This window comes from Marivita sp. S0852 (assembly GCF_046591575.1).
GTDB lineage: Bacteria > Pseudomonadota > Alphaproteobacteria > Rhodobacterales > Rhodobacteraceae > Marivita.
This window is the reverse complement of record NZ_JBIQWA010000009.1, coordinates 1-21,073: the sequence shown is the minus strand read 5'-3', so window position 1 is coordinate 21,073 and position 21,073 is coordinate 1. Positions and strand designations below refer to the sequence as shown.

General features: G+C 61.2%; 22 protein-coding genes and 1 pseudogene. 19 read left to right on the top strand and 4 right to left on the bottom strand.

What is annotated here, in order from left to right:
• Positions 1-309: 309 nt before the first annotated feature.
• The 3 genes from repA to repC all read left to right on the top strand — a co-directional run bounded on the left by repA (position 310) and on the right by repC (position 3,923).
• Positions 310-1,497: a plasmid partitioning protein RepA gene (gene repA / locus ACG74X_RS16930; protein ID WP_027263652.1), complete on the top strand. Its 1,188-nt coding sequence runs from the start codon at positions 310-312 to the stop codon at positions 1,495-1,497.
• Complete coding sequence (repB, locus tag ACG74X_RS16925) at positions 1,494-2,510, top strand: plasmid partitioning protein RepB (protein WP_411236379.1); 1,017 nt, start codon at positions 1,494-1,496, stop codon at positions 2,508-2,510. The genes repA and repB overlap by 4 nt, the downstream gene beginning before the upstream one ends.
• A gap of 177 nt (positions 2,511-2,687) precedes the next feature.
• Positions 2,688-3,923, top strand: coding sequence for a plasmid replication protein RepC (gene repC, locus ACG74X_RS16920; RefSeq protein ID WP_012187363.1), 1,236 nt, complete (start codon positions 2,688-2,690; stop codon positions 3,921-3,923).
• Positions 3,924-4,054: 131 nt separating this feature from the next.
• Here the strand turns inward: repC and ACG74X_RS16915 are convergent, their stop codons facing one another.
• Positions 4,055-5,257 (bottom strand): Fic family protein, encoded by a 1,203-nt coding sequence (locus ACG74X_RS16915; RefSeq protein ID WP_411236377.1) that lies wholly within the window; start codon positions 5,255-5,257, stop codon positions 4,055-4,057.
• Between the two features lie 280 nt (positions 5,258-5,537).
• Here ACG74X_RS16915 and ACG74X_RS16910 point away from each other — a divergent pair, with 280 nt between their 5' ends.
• Positions 5,538-6,008, top strand: coding sequence for a hypothetical protein (locus ACG74X_RS16910; RefSeq protein WP_411236375.1), 471 nt, complete (start codon positions 5,538-5,540; stop codon positions 6,006-6,008).
• Positions 6,009-6,048: 40 nt separating this feature from the next.
• A complete protein-coding gene (locus ACG74X_RS16905) occupies positions 6,049-6,987 on the top strand; it encodes an ArdC family protein (RefSeq protein WP_064260190.1) in 939 nt (312 codons plus the stop codon).
• 108 nt (positions 6,988-7,095) lie between these two features.
• On the opposite strand, the gene ACG74X_RS16900 is transcribed toward ACG74X_RS16905, so the two are convergent.
• Positions 7,096-7,947, bottom strand: coding sequence for a cation diffusion facilitator family transporter (locus tag ACG74X_RS16900; protein ID WP_411236373.1), 852 nt, complete (start codon positions 7,945-7,947; stop codon positions 7,096-7,098).
• Between the two features lie 63 nt (positions 7,948-8,010).
• Between ACG74X_RS16900 and ACG74X_RS16895 the strand changes: the two genes are divergently transcribed.
• The 5 genes from ACG74X_RS16895 to ACG74X_RS16875 all read left to right on the top strand — a co-directional run bounded on the left by ACG74X_RS16895 (position 8,011) and on the right by ACG74X_RS16875 (position 12,459).
• On the top strand, positions 8,011-8,361 hold the full coding sequence (locus ACG74X_RS16895) for an ArsR/SmtB family transcription factor (RefSeq protein WP_007803330.1): 351 nt from the start codon (positions 8,011-8,013) through the stop codon (positions 8,359-8,361).
• Between the two features lie 205 nt (positions 8,362-8,566).
• Entirely contained in the window at positions 8,567-8,956 is a 390-nt protein-coding gene (locus tag ACG74X_RS16890; protein WP_411236370.1) for a DUF3768 domain-containing protein, read from the top strand.
• A gap of 156 nt (positions 8,957-9,112) precedes the next feature.
• Entirely contained in the window at positions 9,113-11,095 is a 1,983-nt protein-coding gene (locus tag ACG74X_RS16885) for a ParB/RepB/Spo0J family partition protein (RefSeq protein WP_411236369.1), read from the top strand.
• 72 nt (positions 11,096-11,167) lie between these two features.
• Positions 11,168-11,761: a regulator gene (locus tag ACG74X_RS16880; protein WP_411236368.1), complete on the top strand. Its 594-nt coding sequence runs from the start codon at positions 11,168-11,170 to the stop codon at positions 11,759-11,761.
• Entirely contained in the window at positions 11,761-12,459 is a 699-nt protein-coding gene (locus tag ACG74X_RS16875; protein WP_209226965.1) for a DUF6927 domain-containing protein, read from the top strand. Before ACG74X_RS16880 ends, ACG74X_RS16875 begins: the two co-directional genes overlap by 1 nt.
• On the opposite strand, the gene ACG74X_RS16870 is transcribed toward ACG74X_RS16875, so the two are convergent.
• On the bottom strand, positions 12,397-13,494 hold the full coding sequence (locus ACG74X_RS16870; RefSeq protein WP_209226966.1) for an IS630 family transposase: 1,098 nt from the start codon (positions 13,492-13,494) through the stop codon (positions 12,397-12,399). The two genes, ACG74X_RS16875 and ACG74X_RS16870, sit on opposite strands and share 63 nt — an antisense overlap.
• Positions 13,495-13,691: 197 nt before the next feature.
• Between ACG74X_RS16870 and ACG74X_RS16865 the strand changes: the two genes are divergently transcribed.
• The 9 genes and pseudogenes from ACG74X_RS16865 to ACG74X_RS16825 all read left to right on the top strand — a co-directional run.
• On the top strand, positions 13,692-14,018 hold the full coding sequence (locus ACG74X_RS16865) for a type II toxin-antitoxin system PrlF family antitoxin (protein WP_036562940.1): 327 nt from the start codon (positions 13,692-13,694) through the stop codon (positions 14,016-14,018).
• A complete protein-coding gene (locus ACG74X_RS16860; RefSeq protein WP_411236367.1) occupies positions 14,015-14,533 on the top strand; it encodes a type II toxin-antitoxin system YhaV family toxin in 519 nt (172 codons plus the stop codon). The genes ACG74X_RS16865 and ACG74X_RS16860 overlap by 4 nt, the downstream gene beginning before the upstream one ends.
• 94 nt (positions 14,534-14,627) lie before the next feature.
• A complete protein-coding gene (locus ACG74X_RS16855) occupies positions 14,628-14,792 on the top strand; it encodes a hypothetical protein (RefSeq protein WP_009819683.1) in 165 nt (54 codons plus the stop codon).
• Positions 14,782-14,934: a StaA gene (locus ACG74X_RS16850; RefSeq protein WP_411236365.1), complete on the top strand. Its 153-nt coding sequence runs from the start codon at positions 14,782-14,784 to the stop codon at positions 14,932-14,934. Before ACG74X_RS16855 ends, ACG74X_RS16850 begins: the two co-directional genes overlap by 11 nt.
• A 102-nt stretch (positions 14,935-15,036) precedes the next feature.
• A complete protein-coding gene (locus tag ACG74X_RS16845; RefSeq protein ID WP_411236364.1) occupies positions 15,037-19,299 on the top strand; it encodes a strawberry notch-like NTP hydrolase domain-containing protein in 4,263 nt (1,420 codons plus the stop codon).
• 121 nt (positions 19,300-19,420) lie between these two features.
• Positions 19,421-19,807 carry a DUF6878 family protein gene (locus ACG74X_RS16840; RefSeq protein WP_037240036.1) on the top strand — a complete coding sequence of 129 codons (387 nt, stop codon included), beginning with the start codon at positions 19,421-19,423 and terminating at the stop codon, positions 19,805-19,807.
• Position 19,808: 1 nt separating this feature from the next.
• Complete coding sequence (locus ACG74X_RS16835; protein ID WP_100269191.1) at positions 19,809-20,270, top strand: DUF6915 family protein; 462 nt, start codon at positions 19,809-19,811, stop codon at positions 20,268-20,270.
• A 100-nt stretch (positions 20,271-20,370) separates the two neighbouring features.
• Positions 20,371-20,673 (top strand): hypothetical protein, encoded by a 303-nt coding sequence (locus tag ACG74X_RS16830; protein WP_411236363.1) that lies wholly within the window; start codon positions 20,371-20,373, stop codon positions 20,671-20,673.
• Positions 20,674-20,798: 125 nt separating this feature from the next.
• Positions 20,799-20,960: pseudogene (locus tag ACG74X_RS16825) on the top strand (chromosome partitioning protein ParB); the annotation flags it as partial.
• Here ACG74X_RS16825 and ACG74X_RS16820 read toward each other — a convergent pair.
• A partial coding sequence (locus tag ACG74X_RS16820; protein ID WP_411234979.1) for a transposase domain-containing protein occupies positions 20,951-21,073 on the bottom strand: 123 nt, incomplete at its 5' end. The pseudogene ACG74X_RS16825 and the gene ACG74X_RS16820 overlap by 10 nt on opposite strands.

The following is a 21,073-nucleotide window of genomic DNA, read 5'->3' as shown; positions in this document are numbered from 1 at the left end:
TCCTCTCATGCATGGATAAACATCCAATAATGTATATCCAGAACTGCCAAAAGGCAAGCTCTGGTGCGCTCAAAGCCATGCTGGAGCCCTCCGACAAGAGTTCTCCCCTGTCCCTTTTCGTGAGATGCGGTGCGTTACACCATGCAGCAGGAAGCCTAACAGCCTTGTGTTCGGTGACGACCCGCCCACTAGATGTGGAAAAACCTTGCGCGAATCCGACTCTTGCGCCAATAGTCACGGAAACGAGGCAAAAAACGTCAATTTCCGTGAACACGCCAAAGACGCGATGTCTCGGAAGCGAGAGGGCAGATGGATAATACCTTTGTGCATGAGGATCTCAACGCGGTGATCCGCCAGCATTCGGAATGGCTGGCGAACCAGTTGCATTCGCAACGTGAGAGCCTGTTTCCACCCGATGCCGAGAAGACCATGCGCAAATTCACCTCTGGTGAGGCTGCGGCGCTGCTCGGCGTAAACGATTCCTATCTTCGCAAACTCAACTTGGATGGCAAAGGGCCTTCTCCCGAGCTGACCGCCGGCAACCGTCGTCTTTACTCGGCGCAGGATATCCAAGCGCTGCGTGTGCTCCTTGAAAAAACCGCTCGCAAGCCGGGCGATTACGTTCCCGGACGACGAGAGGGTGATCATCTTCAGGTCATCGGCGTGATGAATTTCAAGGGCGGGTCCGGAAAAACAACAACCTCTGCCCATCTCGCCCAACGGCTTGCCCTGCGCGGATATCGTGTGCTGGGCATTGATCTTGACCCACAAGCTTCCTTCACCGCGCTGCACGGCGTTCAGCCGGAATTGGACCTCGAAGATGGCGGCACTCTCTACGATGCGATCCGCTATGAGGACCCGGAGCCGATCCGGTCGGTCATCCGCAAGACCTATATCCCCAATTTGGACTTGATCCCCGGCAACCTCGAATTGATGGAGTTCGAGCACGACACCCCGCGCGCGCTGGCGCAGGGCAATGCCGGACTTTTCTTCTTCCGCGTGAAGGAGGCGCTGGCCCAGGTCGATGAGGACTACGACGTGGTCGTCATAGATTGCCCGCCGCAGCTTGGCTTTCTGACCATGTCCGCCCTGTCCGCGGCCACGGGCGTTCTGGTGACCATCCATCCAGAGATGCTCGATGTGATGTCCATGTCGCAATTCCTCCGCATGACAGCCGACCTCATGGACGTGATTGCCGAGAGCGGCGCTGACATGTCTCATGACTGGATGCGCTATGTTTTGACCCGCTACGAGCCGCAGGATGCGCCGCAGAACCGCATCGTGGCTTTCCTGCGAACAATGTACGGCGAAGCCGTGCTGAATTCGCCCATGTTGAAGTCTACAGCCATCTCAGATGCGGGCCTGACCAAGCAGACACTTTATGAAGTGGAACGCAGCGCGTTCACGCGTTCCACCTATGATCGCGCGATTGAGAGCCTGAATACGCTGAATGACGAGATCGCCGACCTAATCCAGAAAACCTGGGGGCGCACATGACCAGTGGCAAGAAGAAGCGCATGTCAATGCTGGACAGTCTCGCGGCAGCTGGGGCCCCCTCCCCTGCCCCTCAGACAGGTGCTGTGACACCGATGATGACCTCGAATCGCGCCCTTCGGTCCGCCCGCGACGCGGTCGATTCCCATCATGTTTGGGAACTGGACCCGGCGAGCATCGAAGACGGGCGTATGGCGGACCGGCTTGACCCGGCCGATGTACTGGATTTGCGCGATGCGATTGAGGCGAACGGTCAGACTGTTCCGATCCTCGTGCGACGTGCGCCGGGTGAAGATGATCGCTACCTTTTGGTCTATGGGCGACGCAGGCTGGAGGCGATCCGTCAGTCCGATAAGGTTACCAAGGTTCGCGTGTTAGTCACCAACCTGGATGACGACAGCGCTCTGCGTGCTCAGATTTCGGAGAACATGGGGCGGCGCGATTTGTCTTTTATTGAAAAGGCCCTGTTCGCAAAGGACCTTGTGTCGTCCGGCTTCGGAAATCAATCTCAGGTTGCAGAAATTCTTACCGTCACGAAGTCGTCCATATCTATGGCGATCGCGATCGCGGACATGGTCGGGCCGGATCTGGTACGCGCCATTGGCGCCGCCCATGGCATTGGCCGACCCCGATGGGAATCCCTTGGTCGGGCCATCGACGAAAATGGTCTGGACTGCGAGGACCTTATCGGGATCGCGAAAGAGGCACGTGAAAATGCCGAGACCTCCATGGTGGTGGATGACGTTGCCTCTACCAATGACCCGTCCATCCAAGCGTTCCTGGCCGTAGAAAAGGCTGTGACCAAGGCGATTAAACCGGCCAAGTCGCCCTCCCCTGCCCCACCTTCCAGCGTCCCGCTGAAGATCGGCGGCAAACGCGGCGGCACGGTCAAACGCACTGCCAAGGGCCTATCGATCGAGTTGGCGGGTGGAGACTTCGCCGATTGGGTCGAGACGCAAGTGCATGACATGATTGAAGACCTTCACGAACGCTGGAAGCAGCGGTCGGAAGACTGAGGAAGAGCAGAAATCAAAGAAGGAGGCACGAAAAGGCAAAAGAAAAGGTCCCGCAAAGCGACCACTCCACGAGACCCTAACTTGTTTCTAGCACCTTCAAGGTAGTGTCCGGAGCTATTTTCCGCAAGTCCAAAGTGATTCGCGGACCGGGATATTTTTGTCTTCGTGAATGACAAAATGGACTACACGCCCGTAACGCCGTTCCGGCGAACGATAGATGCTGCCATCCTGAAACATCAGGCAGCGACCCAAGAAGACCTGCCCCCAGCCGGCGCCAACAAGTGGGAGGTCCTGAGGGAGCTCGCTGCCGCTCGAGTCGCGTTCGGCTTGTCCGATCGGGATTTGACGGTGCTTCAGGCGCTGGTCAGCTTTCACCAAGCGACAATTCTCGGAGGCAATGACAGCGAATTGATTGTACATCCGTCCAACAAGGCGATTTGCGAGCGCCTGAACGGCATGCCCTGCTCGACGATGCGGCGCCACCTCTCCAACCTTGTGCAGACTGGCTTTGTTGTCCGGCGCGATAGCCCCAATGGGAAGCGCTATGCCCGCCGCTACGGCGACGAAAAGGTTGCGTTTGGGTTCGACCTCTCTCCGCTCGTTCGACGCTTCCAGGAGGTTTGTGAGGCCGCTGAGACCGTCCGGGCCGCAGAAGAGCGGTACAAGCGCTTACGTGCCACTGTGAGCCTCATGCGGCGTGACCTCGCAGGGCTGGCCGAGTACGGGCGCTCACTTCGTCCGGATCAGGGCGTCTGGGACCAATTCTCTGATCTTGCGGCCCTAATGGCCCGAGATCTTCGCAGAAAACTCGAAATGGAAGACCTTAGGCGCATCGAAGACGCTTTGGGGTCAGCTTTAGATCACGCCCGAAGCCTTCTGGATGGCTGTGAAACAGAAAATATGAGCACCAATGATGCTGTTTCTGAGCAGCACTATCAGAATTCAAATAAAGACTCTTATGATCTTGAACCTCGCTTAGAAAAAGCGCGGGGCGGAGGCGCTGTGCGCGAAACTCCAGAAGTTGCCAATAGTCATCTGTGTTCTGAAGATGAGGGCAACTCAACGGCAACTATTGACGATCAACTGATGCCGAACATACCGCTTGGTCTCGTCCTCGCTTCCTGTCAGGAATTCAAAGCGTATTCCGAGCAGCCCGTGCGCCACTGGCACGATCTGGTCCGGGTGGCTGATGTGGTCAGGCCCATGATGGGTATTTCCCCGTCCGCGTGGGACGAGGCGAAACGCTATATGGGTCCCGAAGAAGCGTCTGTTGTGATCGTTGCAATGCTTGAACGGTTTGCGGATATCCGATCACCTGGAGGCTACTTGAGAACCCTATCTTCAAAGGCAGCAATTGGGGAGTTCTCCTGCGGTCCGATGATCATGGCCTTGATGCGGCGGGATGCTGCATGATGAGTTCACAGCTGTGAACTCGGCTGACAAGTAGGATAGCTCGGGATAGTTCACAGCTGTGAACTTCTTTCCAACACGGTCAGAGGCTTCGCTCGCGGACTTGGCCAGAAACAGGGTGCTTCGGTTGCCAGTCACACGGGCATGTCACCGTCTCCAAAGAGGTTTGGAAAGAGCCGCTCTCTATAATCCAACGGAAACGCCAACCGTACTGGCGTCTTCGGCGAGGCGGACGTCATGTATCCGGCGGCGGTCAGTTTACTCAGCGTGTTGCGAGCAGTACGCTCGGACGTCTTGAGCACAATCTGCGCATCGCCTCGTTCCAGTGCCCCATGACGAAGAACCGCCGAGATTAGTTCCGGCGCTCGCTTGTCATCGATGGTATCTGCAACAAGACGACGATACCGTTGGTCTAGTCCGCCGAGATCGAACAATCTTGCTGAGAAGGTGATCTGGTCGAGCGTCACCTTTAGGAACCATTCACTAAACGTCTTCAGTGCCGCTTCTGACAGGTTCCCCCGTCCGTCGCGGTCTCCGCGGCGTGGACTGTCGGCCAGATCCATCATCCGTTTGTACTCGCCCCGATCGGTTAGCCCGCGGGCCAGCCCACGTGATACGGACCAGAGCCCTTGGCCACCAATCCCCGCTGTGAGGGCCATGGCATGAGACATCAGTCTGCTGACACGACCGTTCCCATCCGGGAAAGGGTGGATGTAGTTGAGCCGGTGATGTGCAGAGGCGATCGCGATGATCCGTCCGCTCGAAGACCGCGCCGCAATCTGAAATCGTTTGTCGAAATGGTCCATGAATGCCGCGACGCGCGACGATGAAGGAGGTAGGTGGCGCCCGACCGCAACTTCCCGATCATCATCCTGGCGCATGCGTCCCGGAACGATGGGCTCTTGTGTGCCGTCGGGATGTTCGATGACCCGAAACTCATCCGGCATCTCTTCGTAGAAGCTCTTATGGACCCAAGTCAGGAATTCGACGGATGTGGGGCGGGGCAGGGTGCCCTTGCGATGCATCTCGTCGATGGCCCGTTGAACGATGACGTGCGCTCGGGCCTCAAGGGCGAGGGGACGGGTTTCTTCCTCAAGCTCGGCGCCCGCCAGCGCCCTTTCGATGTCGCGGGGGCGCGTGTTGTGTCCTTCGATCAGGTTGGAGTAGTAGCAGTTCATCACGCGGACGAGATCGGCAAGCTCGGCTGCGCTGTCAGGATGCAACCCTTGTCCCAGCCCGGTGGCTTCCCTCTGGATGTCGACCGAAAGGTCTGCCAGTTCTGTGGGAATATGCTCCTCGAAGAAGCAGGGTTCGATCCTGGCGGGTGTTTCCAGCATTTTTGCCGATCTTCCATGTTTGCAAAGTAATTGAAAAATAAACACATTTCGTACTTTCAAGCAAGGTTTTGCCGATATGCGTTGCCGATCTGGAATTGCTGCATGAAATCAATGGCTTCGGCAGAAGGGCCGGGCTTTTCGGTTTTGTTGTGTGCCCAAAGGGGCCGGAAAAAGAGAAAGTGTTCTTCGGGTTTTGTGACTGACGGATGAGGGCCTTTGGGGTCCCTCAGATGGGTCCGGGCCGGGTTCCGGTCTGCCGTTCCGGATGAAGGGCATTCCTATGCAATCAAGTGTCTTGCGCGTGCTCCGCGCAACCGCCGCCTCCTGGTGGCGGCATAGAGAGCTGCGCCGAACTGGCCAGACGGCGCTGGCACAGCGGCTCGAACGCCAGACCGTCCTGCGTGATCTCGGCTATCTGAAGCAGGCGGCGTCATTGCCAAACGCGCACGTGATCTGCGGGGAGGGTGGGACATTCCTCCATCTCGGTTGGACCACCGTTTCGACTCTCGCGCCCATCGAGCGCTTTCCCTTGGCCGCCCTCGCGGTCGCACGAGGGACCCCGTTCATCGATATCCGGCCCATCAGTGACGTCGTCGCCTTCGCGAACTTGCCGTGCGTGGCGCGGGACGGATCGGTCGACCCTGACCCTTGCGGTCCTGGCAGGTCCGTCTCGCTGACCGACTACATCGACATGGTTGAAGAGCTCGGCGCGAGGATCCTCAACGATCCGCGGCCCCGTCAGTCAGCCTGATCACCATTCCCTCTCATTAAAACTCGAAAGGAGGCCAGCCATGGCCCGATCCCGCACGCCCAAATTCGATGCCTCCGAGGTCATCACAAACGAAATCATCCGTATCATTGAGCGCGGCGTCCTGCCCTGGCGAAAGCCCTGGACCGCAGGCGGCAGCTCTCGCCCCCTGCGCGTGGGGGGTGAGCCCTACCAGGGGGTCAACAACTTCCTGCTGACGATGCGCACCGTGATGGCGGGCCACAGCTCGCCCTTCTGGATGACGCTGCCTCAGGCCAATGCCTTGGACGCGAAGGTGCGCAAAGGCGAGAAGTCCTCTGTCGTTGTCTACTACGGCCAAAGCCGGAAAGACGCCGATGGCGAGGACGACCGTAGCAGCGGGGATGATCACTCCGAGGAAGCCCGCATCTTCCGCTTCCAGAAATCCTACCGCGTGTTCAATGCCTGCCAGATCGAGGGCTTGCCCGACAGTTTCTACCCTGACCCGGAGCCCGTGCCCGAGCATCCGCCGTCCGAGCCCATCCCGCACATGCAAGCGTTTTTCGATGCCATCGACATCACAACCGTCTTCACGGGCACGGAGGCGTACTATTTGCCCCCCGTGGACAAGGTCTACATGCCGTCCATCACGCGGTTTCAGGACCCGCGCAATTTCTACGGGGTCTGGGCCCATGAGCTGGCCCATGCCACAAAAGCCCCCCATCGGCTGAACCGCGATTTCGGGTTCTCGAAGTTTGGCAACACGTCCTATGCTCGCGAGGAGATCGTCGCGGAATTGACCTCGGTGTTCCTGGGTCAGACGCTGGGCTTTACCGCGCATACGCTCGAGATGAATGCCGCCTACCTCCACAACTGGTTGCGCGTTCTTCGGTCGGACAAGGGCGCAATCTTCCGGCACGCCGCGGACGCGCAGCGGGCCTGCGACTATCTGATCGCCAGATCGGAGGCGTGCAGGGCAGGGGAGGGCGCTGAGGCAGCATGACCTATGCTCTTCCGCAACGCAGAAAATGGCAGCTTCGAGCCCAGACTCACCGATGCTGCGGGGCGCGCGAATGTCGGCTTTCGTCCGGCGCGTCGCACCATGATGGAGTTAGCCAGCTTCCACCAAGTCACTCCGGGCATCGCGGATGATCATCCACGACGAATGCAGGAAAAGCCCCGCGATCGCGAACGCGACGATCAGGTCGGGCCATGCACTGCCAAGCCACGCGACCAGCCCGGCGGCGATGACCACGGCGAGGTTGCCGATGGCGTCGTTGCGAGAGAACAGCCAGACGGCTCGCATATTGGCATCACCCTTGCGGTGCTTTAGCAGCGGCAGCACCGCGAGGATGTTTACGATCAGCGCACCTACCGCGAAGGCTCCCATCAACCCGGCTTCTGGCGTGGTCTGGTTGAGGACACGCCAGAGCGTGCTGCCGACAACGCCAAGGCCCAGAAGGCCCAGAAACACGCCTTGGATCATCGCCGACCGCGCCCGCCATGTCAGGCTCCAGCCGATGGCGAGCAGGCCCAGAAACGTGATCGCACCATCGCCCAGAAAATCGAGCGCGTCTGCCTTCAGCGCCTGCGAACCGGACAGGAACCCGCCGAACATTTCGACCACGCCGTATCCGAGATTGAGCGCGACCACGATCCAGAGCGCGCGGCGATAGCTCGGGTCCTTGTAGGCCGGATCGGACGATGTATCGCCGTCCTCGATCTTCTCGAAACCGTAGCCGGTCGCGTCGAGCGCGGGCCGCACTTTCGGCAGATCGCCGTCCGCGATCCGCAATGTCATGATGTGGGTGGCGGCGGACACTTTCACGTCGCCTTCGGCCACGCCCGCAGACCGGGCCGCGCGCTCGATCTCGGCGGCATCTTTCGCGCAGTCCATGCCTTGCACCCGCATTCGGATCGGGGAGGAGGCTGTCGCCAACTTGCTGTTATCGGGCTGGCTCATGTGCGATCCTTTTTGTGGTGGCGGGCGAAAAGGTACGCTGCTAACGTATCAGTGGATAATGATATGACAGCGCAAAACATTCAAGACGATCTTTCGGCACCCGATACACTGGAACTGCGGGCAAAGCTCTTCCGGGGCCTAAGCGATCCCAGCCGTCTGACGATCCTCGATGCGCTGGTGTCGGACGAACGCAACGTGCAGGAAATCGTCGGGCATACGGGTTTGGGTCAGCCCAACGTCTCGAACCATCTGCGCTGTCTGCTGGAATGCGGGCTGGTCAGTCGCCGCAGCAAAGGCCGCTTCGTTCGGTATCGTCTGGCGGACAGGCGGGTCGCCGATCTCATCCGTGATGCAGATCAGCTACTTGCCTCGACAGCCAACGGAGTTGATGCCTGCCAAAGCTATACGGACTAACCGGCGCGACCTGCTGCAATGTCCTATCGGTGCGCCAAACCTGAAGCAGCCATCTGCGCATCCGCAGCGAATGCACCCTTTGTCCCGCAGAGCGGACTATTGGAACTGTTTGGTTCGGGCAGGTTTGGACCGGGTTCCTCCGCCAAGCGGAAAAGGAAAAGTGGGCTTTGAGAAGGGTGTTTCAAACCTCTCAAAGGAGATCCCCATGTCCATGAATGTTCAACCCCAGCCAGACCTTCCGGATCCGACCGTGATCGCGGCGCAAAACGACGCGTTTCGCAAGCTCGCGTGCCTTGGGGTGCCGCCCGCGCAGCCCATCCAGGGCCGCATGCATGTCACCCGCGCGCTTATGGAGGCCGGTGACGGCTTCATGGCCGAGGCGGTGAAGGCGACCGGTGAGTTCGATACATTCGAGCCTGAGAATGACCCGGAAGGCTGGCACGATTTCGGGGCGGTCGAGATCCGGGGAGAGACCGTGTTCTGGAAAATCGATCTCTATGAGGCAGATTCGGATTTCCGCTACGGGGCTGAGACCCCGGACAATCCCGCCACCACCATGCGCGTGCTGACCATCATGCTGGCGCGCGACTGGTAGGGCAGGGGACTCCTCCCCCCTGACATCTGAGACGATGAAGGCCCGCTGACCCCTCAAAGGGAAAGTGGGCCTTTTGTCGTAGTGATCCCTGAAGCCGGGGATTGGACACGCGCGTGAAGGCGCGGGCCCCACCTCACCCACCTGGAAGGATACCCCATGACCACGAACTTTGCCCCTCTCACCGTCGCCATCGGCGATCTGGTCCCGCATCCTGCCAATGTGCGCAGCAACGCGCCGGAAACCTATGACCCCGAGAACATCGCGCATCTGAAGGCCAGTATCGCTGTGCTGGGCCTGCTCCAGCCACTCCTCGTCCAGAAGATCGACGGCAAATACGCCGTGCTGGCCGGTGGCCGGCGGCATGCCGCGCTGAAGGAGCTGGTCGCTGACAAGGCCATCAAGGGCTTCACGGCGAAGACCAAGGTGGACTGCCGCCTTGTGCCAGAAGACTGCGACGTCACCACGGCGCTGTCGCTCGCCGAGAACGTCACCCAGGCGCCGATGAACGCCATTGACGAGTTCGAGGCTTTCGCTCGGATGATGGAGGTCGATGGCCAAACGCCCGAGACGATCGCAAGGACCTTCGGCACCACGGTGGCGGCCGTGAAAGGCCGGTTGCGTTATGGCCTGATCCACCCCGACATCCGCGCCGCGGCTCGGGGCAAGGTGATCACGCTCGACACGATGAAGGCCTTTGCTGAGCATCCAAGCCAGGAGGCGCAGCGCGAGGTCTTCGAGGCGCTCACGAAGGACGGCGGCTATCTGCAGGCCTATACCGTCCGTCAGGCCCTCAAATCCCGCGGCGTGCAGGTCAGCGACGATATCGGGGCTTTCGTGCGCGCGGACTACGAGGCGCGTGGCGGTGCCGTCGCAGCCGATCTGCTGGATGAGCATTCCGTGCTTGAGGATGCGGCTCTGGTCGAGACCATCCTGCTCGAGAAGCTCGGTGCCGCTGCCGAAGAGGCCCGTATGAGGCTGGGCTTTGCCTGGGCCGATGCGATGGTGCGCTATGATTACGCGACCATGGCCGACTACGGCCGCGTCTATCCCGGCCCGATCGAGCCGGATGAGGCTGCCCAGAAGCGCATCGATGAGATCACCGCCGAGCTTGAGAAATTGCAGCTCGAGATGGAGGATGAGGGGCTCGAGGACGGTGCCTACAACGCGCTTTACGATCGCGTGGATGCCTTGGAAGAGGAAGCCCGCGATCTGCAGGAGGCCTACAGCGCCGAGGACCTCGCGCGGTCTGGGGTGATCGCCTCGTGGCAGGGTGGGCAGATCACGCTCCATGTGGGCCTCGTCCGCCCGGAAGACACCGTCAAAGAGGAGGGCGCGCGCGGCTCCTCGGCTAGCCCGACCGGGGAGGAGGCCCCAGACGCCGGCGAAATCACCTACCCGGCCTCGCTGGCCGAGGACCTCAAGACCGAGCGGGCCATGGCCCTCGGCGCCGCGATGGCGCTGCATCCGGAGGCCACGCTCGATCTGACGCTCTTCAAGCTGGTCAGTGATGTTCTGGCCAGCGGCATGAGTGTCACGCAGGCGATCAAGATCGATGCCCGCAAGGAATACCGCAGCCATGCCAAGATGGACGAGATCGACGAGACCTCGCTCGAGCAGGTGGCGGCGGCGCATGATGCGCTTGATCTCTCGTGGCTCGATGACGCCCGCGCGCCCGCCGATCAGTTCGCGGCGTTTCGCGCGCTGGAGGCAGGGGAGAAGGCCAAGCTCGTCGCCTATGCGACCGCCAGCACGACGCAGTCCTGCTTCGCACGGGACCGCCAGCGCGACAGCCTGATGCATGACTTCGAGATCGAGATCATGCCCGACATCCGGGCGCATTGGACGCCGAATGCGGCGCTCTTCAACCGCTTCAAGAAGGCCTGGCTCCTGAAGATCCTCGGCGAGGATTTGGGCCTGGCCCAGGAGGCGGTGACGCTGGCCTCGTCGAGCAAGAAGGAGATCGTCGCCTTTTGCGACAAGCTCTTCGCCGAGCCTTTCGCCACGCTCACGGACGCGCAGCGCGCTGCCGTGGCCGCCTGGTGCCCGCCGATGATGCAGACCGCCGGTATCGCCTTTGATGAGGCGGAGCCCGCTGCGGAAACCCCGGAGCCTGACAGCGAGGTCGCGCAAGCGGCCTGAGCCATCATGCGACCCGCGCGAGGCATTCCCCGCGCGGGTCGACCCTCCCACACCCAACCGAAAGACATCCTCATGGCTATTCTCAAGTTCTCTGCGTCCGCTGTTGCGGCACAGATCGCCCATGCGCGCGCCTGCAAAACCTTCCTGCCCAACTGGAACGGGCCCATGGACAGGCCCGCCCTGATCCTCATCGTCGGCAATGGTGTGCATCTGCGCTCGAACGGCATCGATGGCACGACCACCCGTATCGTCACCACCGAGCAGGCCGATCCCTCCTTTGCCTTCGCCGACGGCATGAACCCGTTTCGGGATACCGACTGGATGCCGCAGCGCCGCATGGCGTTTCGCGATCTGACCGGCCAGTTCTACACCGACATCCTGGATGACGTGCAGGTGCTCATCGACCGGGGGCGGGGTGCGATCCGGCTGGCCACCGATGGCCATAGCATCCGTGTCTTCGTGCGCCGGGCCTCGGACTATCTCATCGGCGGGACCTACGAGGTGCCTTCAGGTCTTGGCGGCAACTTCCGGGTCATCCTCAAGGATGCCTGCGACACCTTCGCGATCGTGCAGAACTGCGGCAATTGCGAGGATTTCGACGCCATGCAGCCCTACCGCGTGCCGCTCGATGCGCTGATGGAAATCGATGACCGGAGGGCGGCGTAATGGGTTGGCTCTTCTACACCGACGGCCGCGTCCAGACCTACGCGGATGAGAAAGCGGAGATTGCTCGGCTGTGCACCTTCGAGGGCGAAAGGCGCAAGACGGAACTGGTCAAAGCCTGCAAGGTGGGTTCGACTTGGTATGCGGCGGCAAAGGTCACAAATATCGACGGCACCCCTGTCGAAGACACGACCTATGTCACCGATGCGGATGGTTCCATCACTTTCGCCGCCGTATTCCTTACCCGATACGATGAGGGCTGCTGGGGCTACAAGGACATGGAGGAAAGCGCTGGCCCGAACGAGTCGCGCGCTCCGCTCAGCCTTCTGGCGCTGCTCTCGGAATTGAGGGACCCAGAGAGCTATGCCCAGGACTGGCGCCAGCGCTGCCGGGACTGGGCGTCGATCCCGGATTACGACGAAGGTGACAAGATCAAGCTCGCAAAACCGGTGACGCTCACCGACGGCAGCACCTGCCAGATCGTCACCGCGACCCACTACAGGCGCGGGCGGCAAAAACGCCGGTGCTACCGCATCGAGGAAACCGGTGGGCTCGTGCGCCTCTCGAAAGCCTCGCTTGCGGGCTCGGAGCTGCTCAGCTCCGCGAAGGGCGCGGCAAGCCCGGTGCTGGCGGAGTTCCTAGTCACCCGGAATCGAAGTTCGGTTCATTGTCTTGAGGCAGAAGCGTTTGACGGAGGTTAGGATTTCGTCGGCTGATTTGACCCATCTGTAGGGTTTTGGATTATCGTTATGCGCATCGATGAAGGCCATGATGTCAGCCTCCAATTCAGCGACGGATCTGTGCACACCACGCTGGATTTGCTTTCGAGTGAGTTCCGCAAACCAGCGTTCGATCTGGTTCAGCCAACTGGCTGATGTCGGCGTGAAGTGCACCTGCCAATGCGGCCTGCGGGCCAACCATGCTTTCACCTTCGGCGTCTTGTGCGTGGCATAGTTGTCCATCACCAGATGCACGTCCGGCCCTTCGGGCAGGTTGCGGTCCAACTCCTTGAGGAAGTCCAGGAACTCTGTCGCGCGGTGCCGCTTGTAACACTTGCCCACGACAGCCCCGGTCGCGATGTCCAGCGCGGCAAAGAGTGATGTTGTCCCATTGCGCAGGTAGGTATGGGTGCGACGCTCTGCGACACCGGGTGCCATTGGCAAAACGGGCTGCTCGCGATCCAGCGCCTGGATTTGGGACTTTTCGTCCAAGCACAATACGATAGCCCGGTTGGGTGGCGACATATACAGTCCCACCACGTCTTGCACCTTGTCCACGAATAGCGGGTCGGTGGATAGCTTGAACGTCTCCGAGCGATGTGGCTGCAAACCAAACGCGTTCCAAATGCGACGGATGGTCGTATGCGAGTATCCCGTCTCGGCCGCCATTGACCGAATTGACCAATGGGTTGCGTCCTTCGGTGTCGTTTCCAGCGTCTGCTTGATGATCTCGGCAACCTGCGCGTCGGAAATTGTGCGCGGACGGCCCGCACGATATTCGTCCGACAAGCCTTCTATGCGATGTTCGGCAAATCGCCTACGCCATTTCCCGACTGTATGCTCGGCATGACCAAGTTCCGCCGCGACCTCTTTGCTGGTCAACCCATCTGCGCATCGCAGCACAATCCGGCACCGATCCGAAAGCGACCGCTCCGCCTTGTGCCTGCGCAACTGCGCTTCCAGAAAACTCCGCTCCTCATCGCTGAGGTCTATCGCAACTGATGCCCGTCCACGCATGCTCGCCCCCTGATTTGTCTCAAATCAATGATGGCAAATTCAGTTCCGGGTGACTAGCGGGGCGAGAATAGGTGCTGCGCCGGACAGCTCATCGACCTGCCCGGCGACAGCAGATCCTGCGTCTAATCTTGACAAGACAATGCAAATGCATTACCTATCGCAGGTAGCAAAGATCCCCATTCTTTTAGGAGACTGCCATGACAGCGCTCGCACAAGATGTCTCGAAACTCACGGATCGGTATCAGACGACCGTGCCGGCGGGTGTGCGCAAGCAGCTCAAGCTGGGCAAGGGCGACCAGATTCGCTACTGCACCGAGCCGAGTGGCAGGGTCTATATCGAGCCCGTGCGCAGCGACGAGGATGATCCCGCGCTTGGCGCCTTTCTCGATTTTGTCGAGGCCGATATCAAGGCGCATCCGGACCGCATTCGGGCGTTCGATGGGGCTTTGCATGACCGTCTTGCAGCACTGGTCGGAGACGTTGACGTCGATCTCGATGCGCCGCTATCGCTCGAGGATGAATGAGCGGCGATAGCGTGCCCGCCCAATCGCCCCTTGTCGTAAACGGATGGTCGATTTATGCGCATCCGCTCTTTCTGGATCAGCTCGAAGGGCTGATTGACGAGGTCGAGGCGCGTAAAGCACGCGATCCTAAGACCTGGCGCAAGAAAAACCCGACGAAACGGCTGGCCGCCATCTTCAAGCTGGTTACCGAGGCCATACCGGCAGATCCGGGTGCCGCCGCCTTCCGGCAAGGCGGCACATTCGGCGATCACCGCAAGCACTGGTTCCGGGCGAAATTCTTCCAGCAGTATCGGCTGTTCTACCGGTTCAACAGCGATGCGAAGGTCATCGTGGTGGCATGGGTGAACGACGACAAGACCCTGCGCGCCTATGGCAGCAAGACGGATGCCTATGCGACGTTCAAAGGGATGCTGGAAGATGGCAACCCACCTGACAATTTCGACGCGCTCTTGAAAGAAGCTGCAGCGGCAGGCAAGCGGTTCGAGAAATCCCTTGAAGCGGTGCCCGATCGGTAAGTGGGCCAGCTTGCTGTGACCCTTTGGCATTATCGTTTACGACGCCCCGCTGGAAGATGTAGCATCGGCTGATAATGCGGTTGGAGAAAGCACAATGAATGAGACGGAAAAGGATAGGCAGCACCTCGGGCTAGAGGAGCAATGCGCGCCTGACCTGACGGGGCACCGTTTCCCAATTGCTGTGCGCGTTGCAGACATGCCCGATGACCTCGGCAAGCTGCTGGATATCGGGCTCGAGGAGCATTTCCGTGGCCGCTGAAGCGAATTCTTATGACACGTGGTTTTGCGCGCAGGTGCGGGCCGCGCTGGAGGATGCACGCTCGGGAACATCTCAGGTTCAGGTGATGCAGGCCGCACAGGCATTGATTGATGCGAAGCGGCAAGTCGAACCCAAGTCCTGACCAAGCCTTGGAGGTCAGCGCGGTCTGATCCCATCACCCTGAAAAGCAAAAGTGGGCTTTTTGTCCTTTGGAACTCAGACTCTGATCCAAAGGAAAATCCCCATGTCCAAACCCAGAACGGCCAACCCGGCTCTCGCAATCTCCGAAGCCGATCTCGCCTCTGCGCTAGCGCTTATCGGCACAGAGATCCACCACCAACCCCTGCGCAGCTCAGCGCTCGCGCGCGTCATGCGCGAGACGTTTCTTGGCAGCGATGCCGGGGGCGCCTGGGACTGGCGCATAGCCTATGACATGATGCAGGCTGCGGCCATCCAGGTGCTGCTGGGTGGGGACGGCGCGGCAGGTGACATCGCCGCTGCAAAGCTCCTTGCCTCGCGGCTTCTCACGGAAACGCGCCGGTCAGAGCAGCAGATCCGGCTGCAGCAGTTTTCCACGCCGCTGCCATTTGCGGCGCTGGTCTTGCGGGCTGCGGCGATCCGCAAGGGCGAGACCGTTCTGGAGCCCTCGGCTGGCACCGGTGCCCTGGCTGCTTTCGCTGCCCAAACCGGTGCCACGGTTGTGCTCAATGAGATCGACCCCTTTCGCCAGCGCCTCCTGCGCGCGGTTTTCGGCGGCGAGGTGACGGGCCATGACGGCGAGCATATCGACGATCTGCTGCAGTCGCCGGTTCTACCCGACGTCGTGGTGATGAACCCGCCCTTCGCCTCCTCGGTCGATCGCTCCCGAGACAAGCACATCGCCGCCAAACATCTCGTCGCGGCTGCAAAGCGTCTGGCACCAGGTGGGCGCCTGGTGGCGATCATGCCGCCGGGATTCGCGCCCGAACGCGATGCCGCGCATTGGTCACGCGCCTGCGGTCTCCTGACGCCGCGCTTGGCGTTGACGATGCCGGGGCAGGTCTACCGCAAGCTCGGCACCTCTGTCGAAACCCAGCTGATGGTCTTCGACAAGGTGCAGGAGGACGGCGAAATGATCCGCGTCCCTGTGCGGGATTTGGATGAAGCCTTGGCATATGTCGATGCTGTGGCCTCAACCCGGACGGAGATGCGGCCCGTACAACAGGCAGCGGCGATCCCTAACGGGCGGCTGACCGTTCCATCCTCTGCTCCGCGCAAGACCGCCGCTGCGCCTGTCGCCGCCTCCAAGCCTCGGGCCAATGCCGTTGTCCCGCTAACTTTCACGAGCTTTGATATCCCGCGCGACAACACGCCCATCTCGGACATCTATGCGCGCTACCGTCCGCAACGGATCGAGATCGCGGGTGCGCAGGAACATCCCACCCCGCTCGTCGAGAGCATCGCCATGGCCTCGGTTGCCCCGCCCATGCCCTCAAATACGGGTCGTGATGACTTGCGCCTGCCCGCACGGTTGGTCGAGGAGGGAGATCTCTCCGAGGCGCAGCTCGAGACCATCATCATGGCGCATGATGCCCATGGGCGTGATCTGCCCGGTCGGTTTACCATCGATGACGACCAGACCAAGCTGACGCGCGCCGATGATGACCCGGATGCACGTGCCTATCGCCTTGGCTATTTCCTCGGCGACGGCACCGGTTGCGGCAAGGGGCGCGAATGCGCGGGGCTCATTCTCGTGAACTGGCTTTCCGGGCGCAGGAAGGCGATCTGGGTCTCCAAATCCGCCACGCTCATCGAGGACGCCATCCGCGACTGGACCGATCTCGGCGGCTCGCCAGCCGACATCCAGCCGCTCTCCAAATGGAAACCGGACCAGCCCGTCCCTATGGGTGACGGTATCCTCTTCGTCACCTACGCCACGCTGCGGTCCGCGGGCAAATGCGGCACCACGCGACTGAGCCAGATCCTCGACTGGATGGGCGAAGACTTTGAAGGCGTACTGGCCTTTGATGAGGCCCATGCCATGCAGAACGCGGCCGGGTCGGAGCAGGGCAGGGGGGTCAAACCCTCCCAGCAGGGCCTTGCTGGCCTCCGGCTGCAACTGGCAGCACCCCGCGCTCGCGTCTTCTACATCTCGGCCACGGGTGCCACGAGCGTCCACAACCTGGCCTATGCCGCGCGTCTCGGTCTCTGGGGGCAGGGGCCGGAATACCCCTTCCCAAGCCGCGAGAGCTTCGTTTCTGCGATGGAAGCTGGCGGTGTCGCCGCCATGGAGGTGGTCGCGCGCGATCTCAAGACGCTCGGCCTCTACACGGCCCGCGCCCTCAGCTTCGATGGCGTGGAGTATGACGTGCTCGAACACGCGCTCACCCCGGCCCAGATCGAGATCTACGACGCCTATGCGGGAGCCTTTCGCACAATCCACCACAATCTCGAAGCCGCTTTGACAGCCACCGGCGTCAACGATGCCTCGGGAGAGACCAATGCCTCGGCAGCACGCGCCTCGGCCAAGTCCCGCTTCGAGAGCACAAAGCAGCGTTTCTTCAATCATCTGCTGATGGGCATGAAGGCCCCGACCATCATCCACGCCATCGCGGACGATCTGGCGGCAGGCAAGGCTTGCGTCATCCAGGTGGTCTCGACGGGTGAGAGCCTGTTGAAGCGTCGGCTTGAGACGATGGACCCGGAGGATGAACTCGTCGAGGGTGCCTTGACGCCGCGCGATTATGTTCTGGGATACCTCGAACAGGCCTTCCCGATTCATGCGCAAAAGCTGGTCGAGATCGACGGCAACATGGTGGCGGAACCTTTGCGCGATGAAACTGGCGCGCTGGTCGTCTCGCGCGAGGCGCTTGCCCTGCGTGATGCGGCCATGATGGAGTTGATGACGCTGGCCCCGATCCCTTCGGCGCTGGATCAGATCCTCTGGGCCTTTGGCGACGAGGCAGTTGCCGAGGTCACGGGTCGATCGATCCGGCCCCTCAAGGCCGAGGATGGACATCTCTTCATCGAGAAGCGCGCCGCCAGCAGCAATTCGTCCGAGACCCAAGCCTTCATGGACGGCGAAAAGGATATCCTGATCTTCTCCGACGCGGGCGGTACGGGCCGGTCCTATCACGCGGCGCAAACGGCGAAGAACCAGAAACGGCGGCGGCACTACCTGCTGGAGCCCGGCTGGCGCGCCGATGCGGCCATCCAGGGGCTGGGCCGTACGCATCGCTCGGCCCAGGTAAGCGCGCCCTTCTTCCGGGTCTGCACCTCAGATGTGCATGGCGAAAAGCGTTTCACCTCGACTATAGCCAAGCGCCTCGACCAGCTAGGGGCCTTGACCAAGGGTCAGCGCGAGACCGGCTCGCAAGGCATGTTCCGCGAGGAGGACAATCTCGAAAGCCCGATCGCACGGGCGGCTCTGCGTGGGTATTTCGCCGATCTTGCCGCCGGGCGCGCTGAGGCGATGAGCTACGAGAGCTTCACCGACTGGACGGCCCTGCGGCTGATCGACAAGGATGGGGTGCTTCTTGAGGAGCTTCCCCCGATCCAGCGGTTTCTCAACCGGGTGCTTGCCCTGCCCATCCACATGCAGAACGCACTCTTTGCCGAGTTCATGCGCCGGATTGCTGATCAGACGGAACGTGCGCGCGCGGCGGGCACGCTCGATCTCGGCGTGGAAACCCTGCGCGGCGAAAAGATCGAACAGGTCTCCACAGAGGATCTCTGGACCTGCCCGAAATCCGGTGCGGTCACGCGGATCATCGGACTTGAGGTGACGGACCCGGTGCACGTGCTGTCGGCGGATGACGCGCTGTCGCGCAATCCCGACAAGCTGCCCATGGTCAACCGCGCTTCCGGCCGCGCGGCGCTGATCTCGGCGCGGCCCATGCAGATGTATGACGAGGATATCGTCACACTGATGCGCAAGGCCGTGCGGCCCAACGGGTTCAGCTACCTCGAGGAGACGCGGTTCGCGTCCTCTGCCTGGGAAGACATCGGCAAGCCCGAGTTTGCAGGACTTTGGGATGCCGAGGCTGCATCCCTGCCAAAAACCACCACGACCAAGCTTTACCTGCTGACTGGGCTGCTGCTGCCGATCTGGAAGGACATTCCGACCACCAATGAGCGTATCTACCGCGTCACGCCGGACGGGGCGACCGCCATGATCGGGCGCACGCTGAGCGAGGAAGGGGCGGCCGCGCTGCGCGCCCGCTTCCTCGTCTCCAACCCGCAAACGCCGCAGGAGATGTTGACCGCCGCCCTAGGCACCACCGCACCTGTCGATCTGGGCCGGGGTCTGACCCTGACCCGTCGCCGGGTCGCAGGCGAGATGCGCCTTGAGCTTGGCGGTGCGGATCGGGGCATGATCGACGGCCTCAAGGCGCTCGGCTGCTTCACCGAGATCATCGCCTTCCAGCTGCGGGTGTTCCTGCCGCAGGGGGACGGGATCGACACGGGCCGCATTCTGGCCCGGATCGTTGGGCAGGGAGCCACTAGAGCTGCAGAACAAGCCGCCTGAAAAGTCAAAGAGGGCTTTGGGCCGGGCGTCGCGGATCGGGGTTTGCCCGGTCTGCGCTTTCCGGGCGCGCGCTGACCTATGCCAAGCCCGGCCCCCCAACTTCAGACGAGAGGACAGACCCATGACCAATCCCCAGATCGACTATGCCGCGATGGCGGCTCAGTGGCGTGCAGAGCGCGAAACCACATTGAAGGCATCCCGAACGGAGCTGCTCGCGCAACTACGTGCGCTCGGCATCAGCGAGGTCACTGCCGAATACGAAGGCTATGGCGACTCCGGCAATGTCGAGGATGTGACGGTGCAGCCTGCAGAGGTCCAACTGCCGGAGGCGCTTGCCACAGAGGTTGGCGACTTCGCCTGGTCGCTCGCCTATCACCATCACCCGGGGTTCGAAAACAACGAGGGCGGCTACGGCACGCTGACCTGGGACATAGCACTAGACAGCATTATCCTCGATCACGCGGACCGCTATGTCGAATGCTCGCACAGCTATGACGAGGGGCTTTGAGATGGCCCATCCGCTTCATCATGCTGAAAGCTCTGCCCGGAAATTCGGCGGGGTGCCGTCTGACTATCAGTCCATACATGACTGGTTCGATGCCTCGAAAGAGCACCTCGCGCTCTTTACGCACCGAGCCATGCGTCACCATGCCCAAGGGCTGTATGAGGCCGAACGTGTCTTCGGCCTGTCCCTGACCAATAGAGCAGGTCGGGACATTCCCGTGCGCTGGATCGGCGAGCAGCATATCCGTGAAGACTGCCAGGGCCGCATTCCGAGCATGGCGGACTGGCTGCGACGGATCCAGCCTGAGCCATGGATGGCAAATGGCCACATCGACCGGCATGTCGGCAATGAGCCCTGCGGCGACCCAAGGGTTGCCTGGGCCTCCGAGGTCGCCGCCGGAAGAACGGTTCTTGGCCTGAAGGATTGGATGGCGTCGCGCGCGACGCAAGCCACGCAAAGCGCCTGACAGCTCTTGGCCGTTAGCCAAACGAATACTGCATGGAAGCCCGGTTGGAAGATCGGGCTTCTTGCGTCGTTTCCCCACCATTCTTCTTGAGGAGGATCGCATGACACTCGAAGACATCAAGGCGGCCGTCGATGCCGGCCAGACCGTGCATTGGGCCAATACCGGCTACGTTGTCCACAAGGACCGGCTTGGGCAGTACCTGATCACCTATGTGCCGAACGGCAGCTGCATCGGTCTGACCGACCGGGAAGGGCAACGGTTGAACGGCAAAGAGGCGGAGTTCTTCATCGCGCGGTCGGAGGATAGCGTTGAAAATTCGGGCAGCCAATCAAGACCAGACGGGCAGGGGAGGGGCGTAGCACCCGGAGGCGCGGGGGCCTTCCCACTCGGACGGCAGCTCTGACCCGTGGGCGGGGCTGAAAGGAAAGCAGGCTTTCTGATTTGTGATCCCTCAAGGGGTCGAGAAAGCAATCCCGGATGCGCTGGCAAGAACGTCAGGCACCGAACAATCTGAAAAGGAACCATCCCATGTTCGCAGGAACCCTCACCCGCAATGTCGAGACCGCAGCCGCCGAATACACCGGCATGATTCATTCGACGCGCTTTGACATCGCCATCCAGCTTGAAACCCGCCCGAAGATGTCCGCGCGCAGCCCGGATTACGGTAAGCGGTGCGCCGGTCACACGGGCTTGGGATAGTTCCAGGGAAGCAACTTGTTGATGTCGTTTTGTTTGTGTCCGCCAGCGATGGCTGTCAGGACAGTGGACAGATAGCCATGGGGCTCGATCCCGTTGAGTTTACA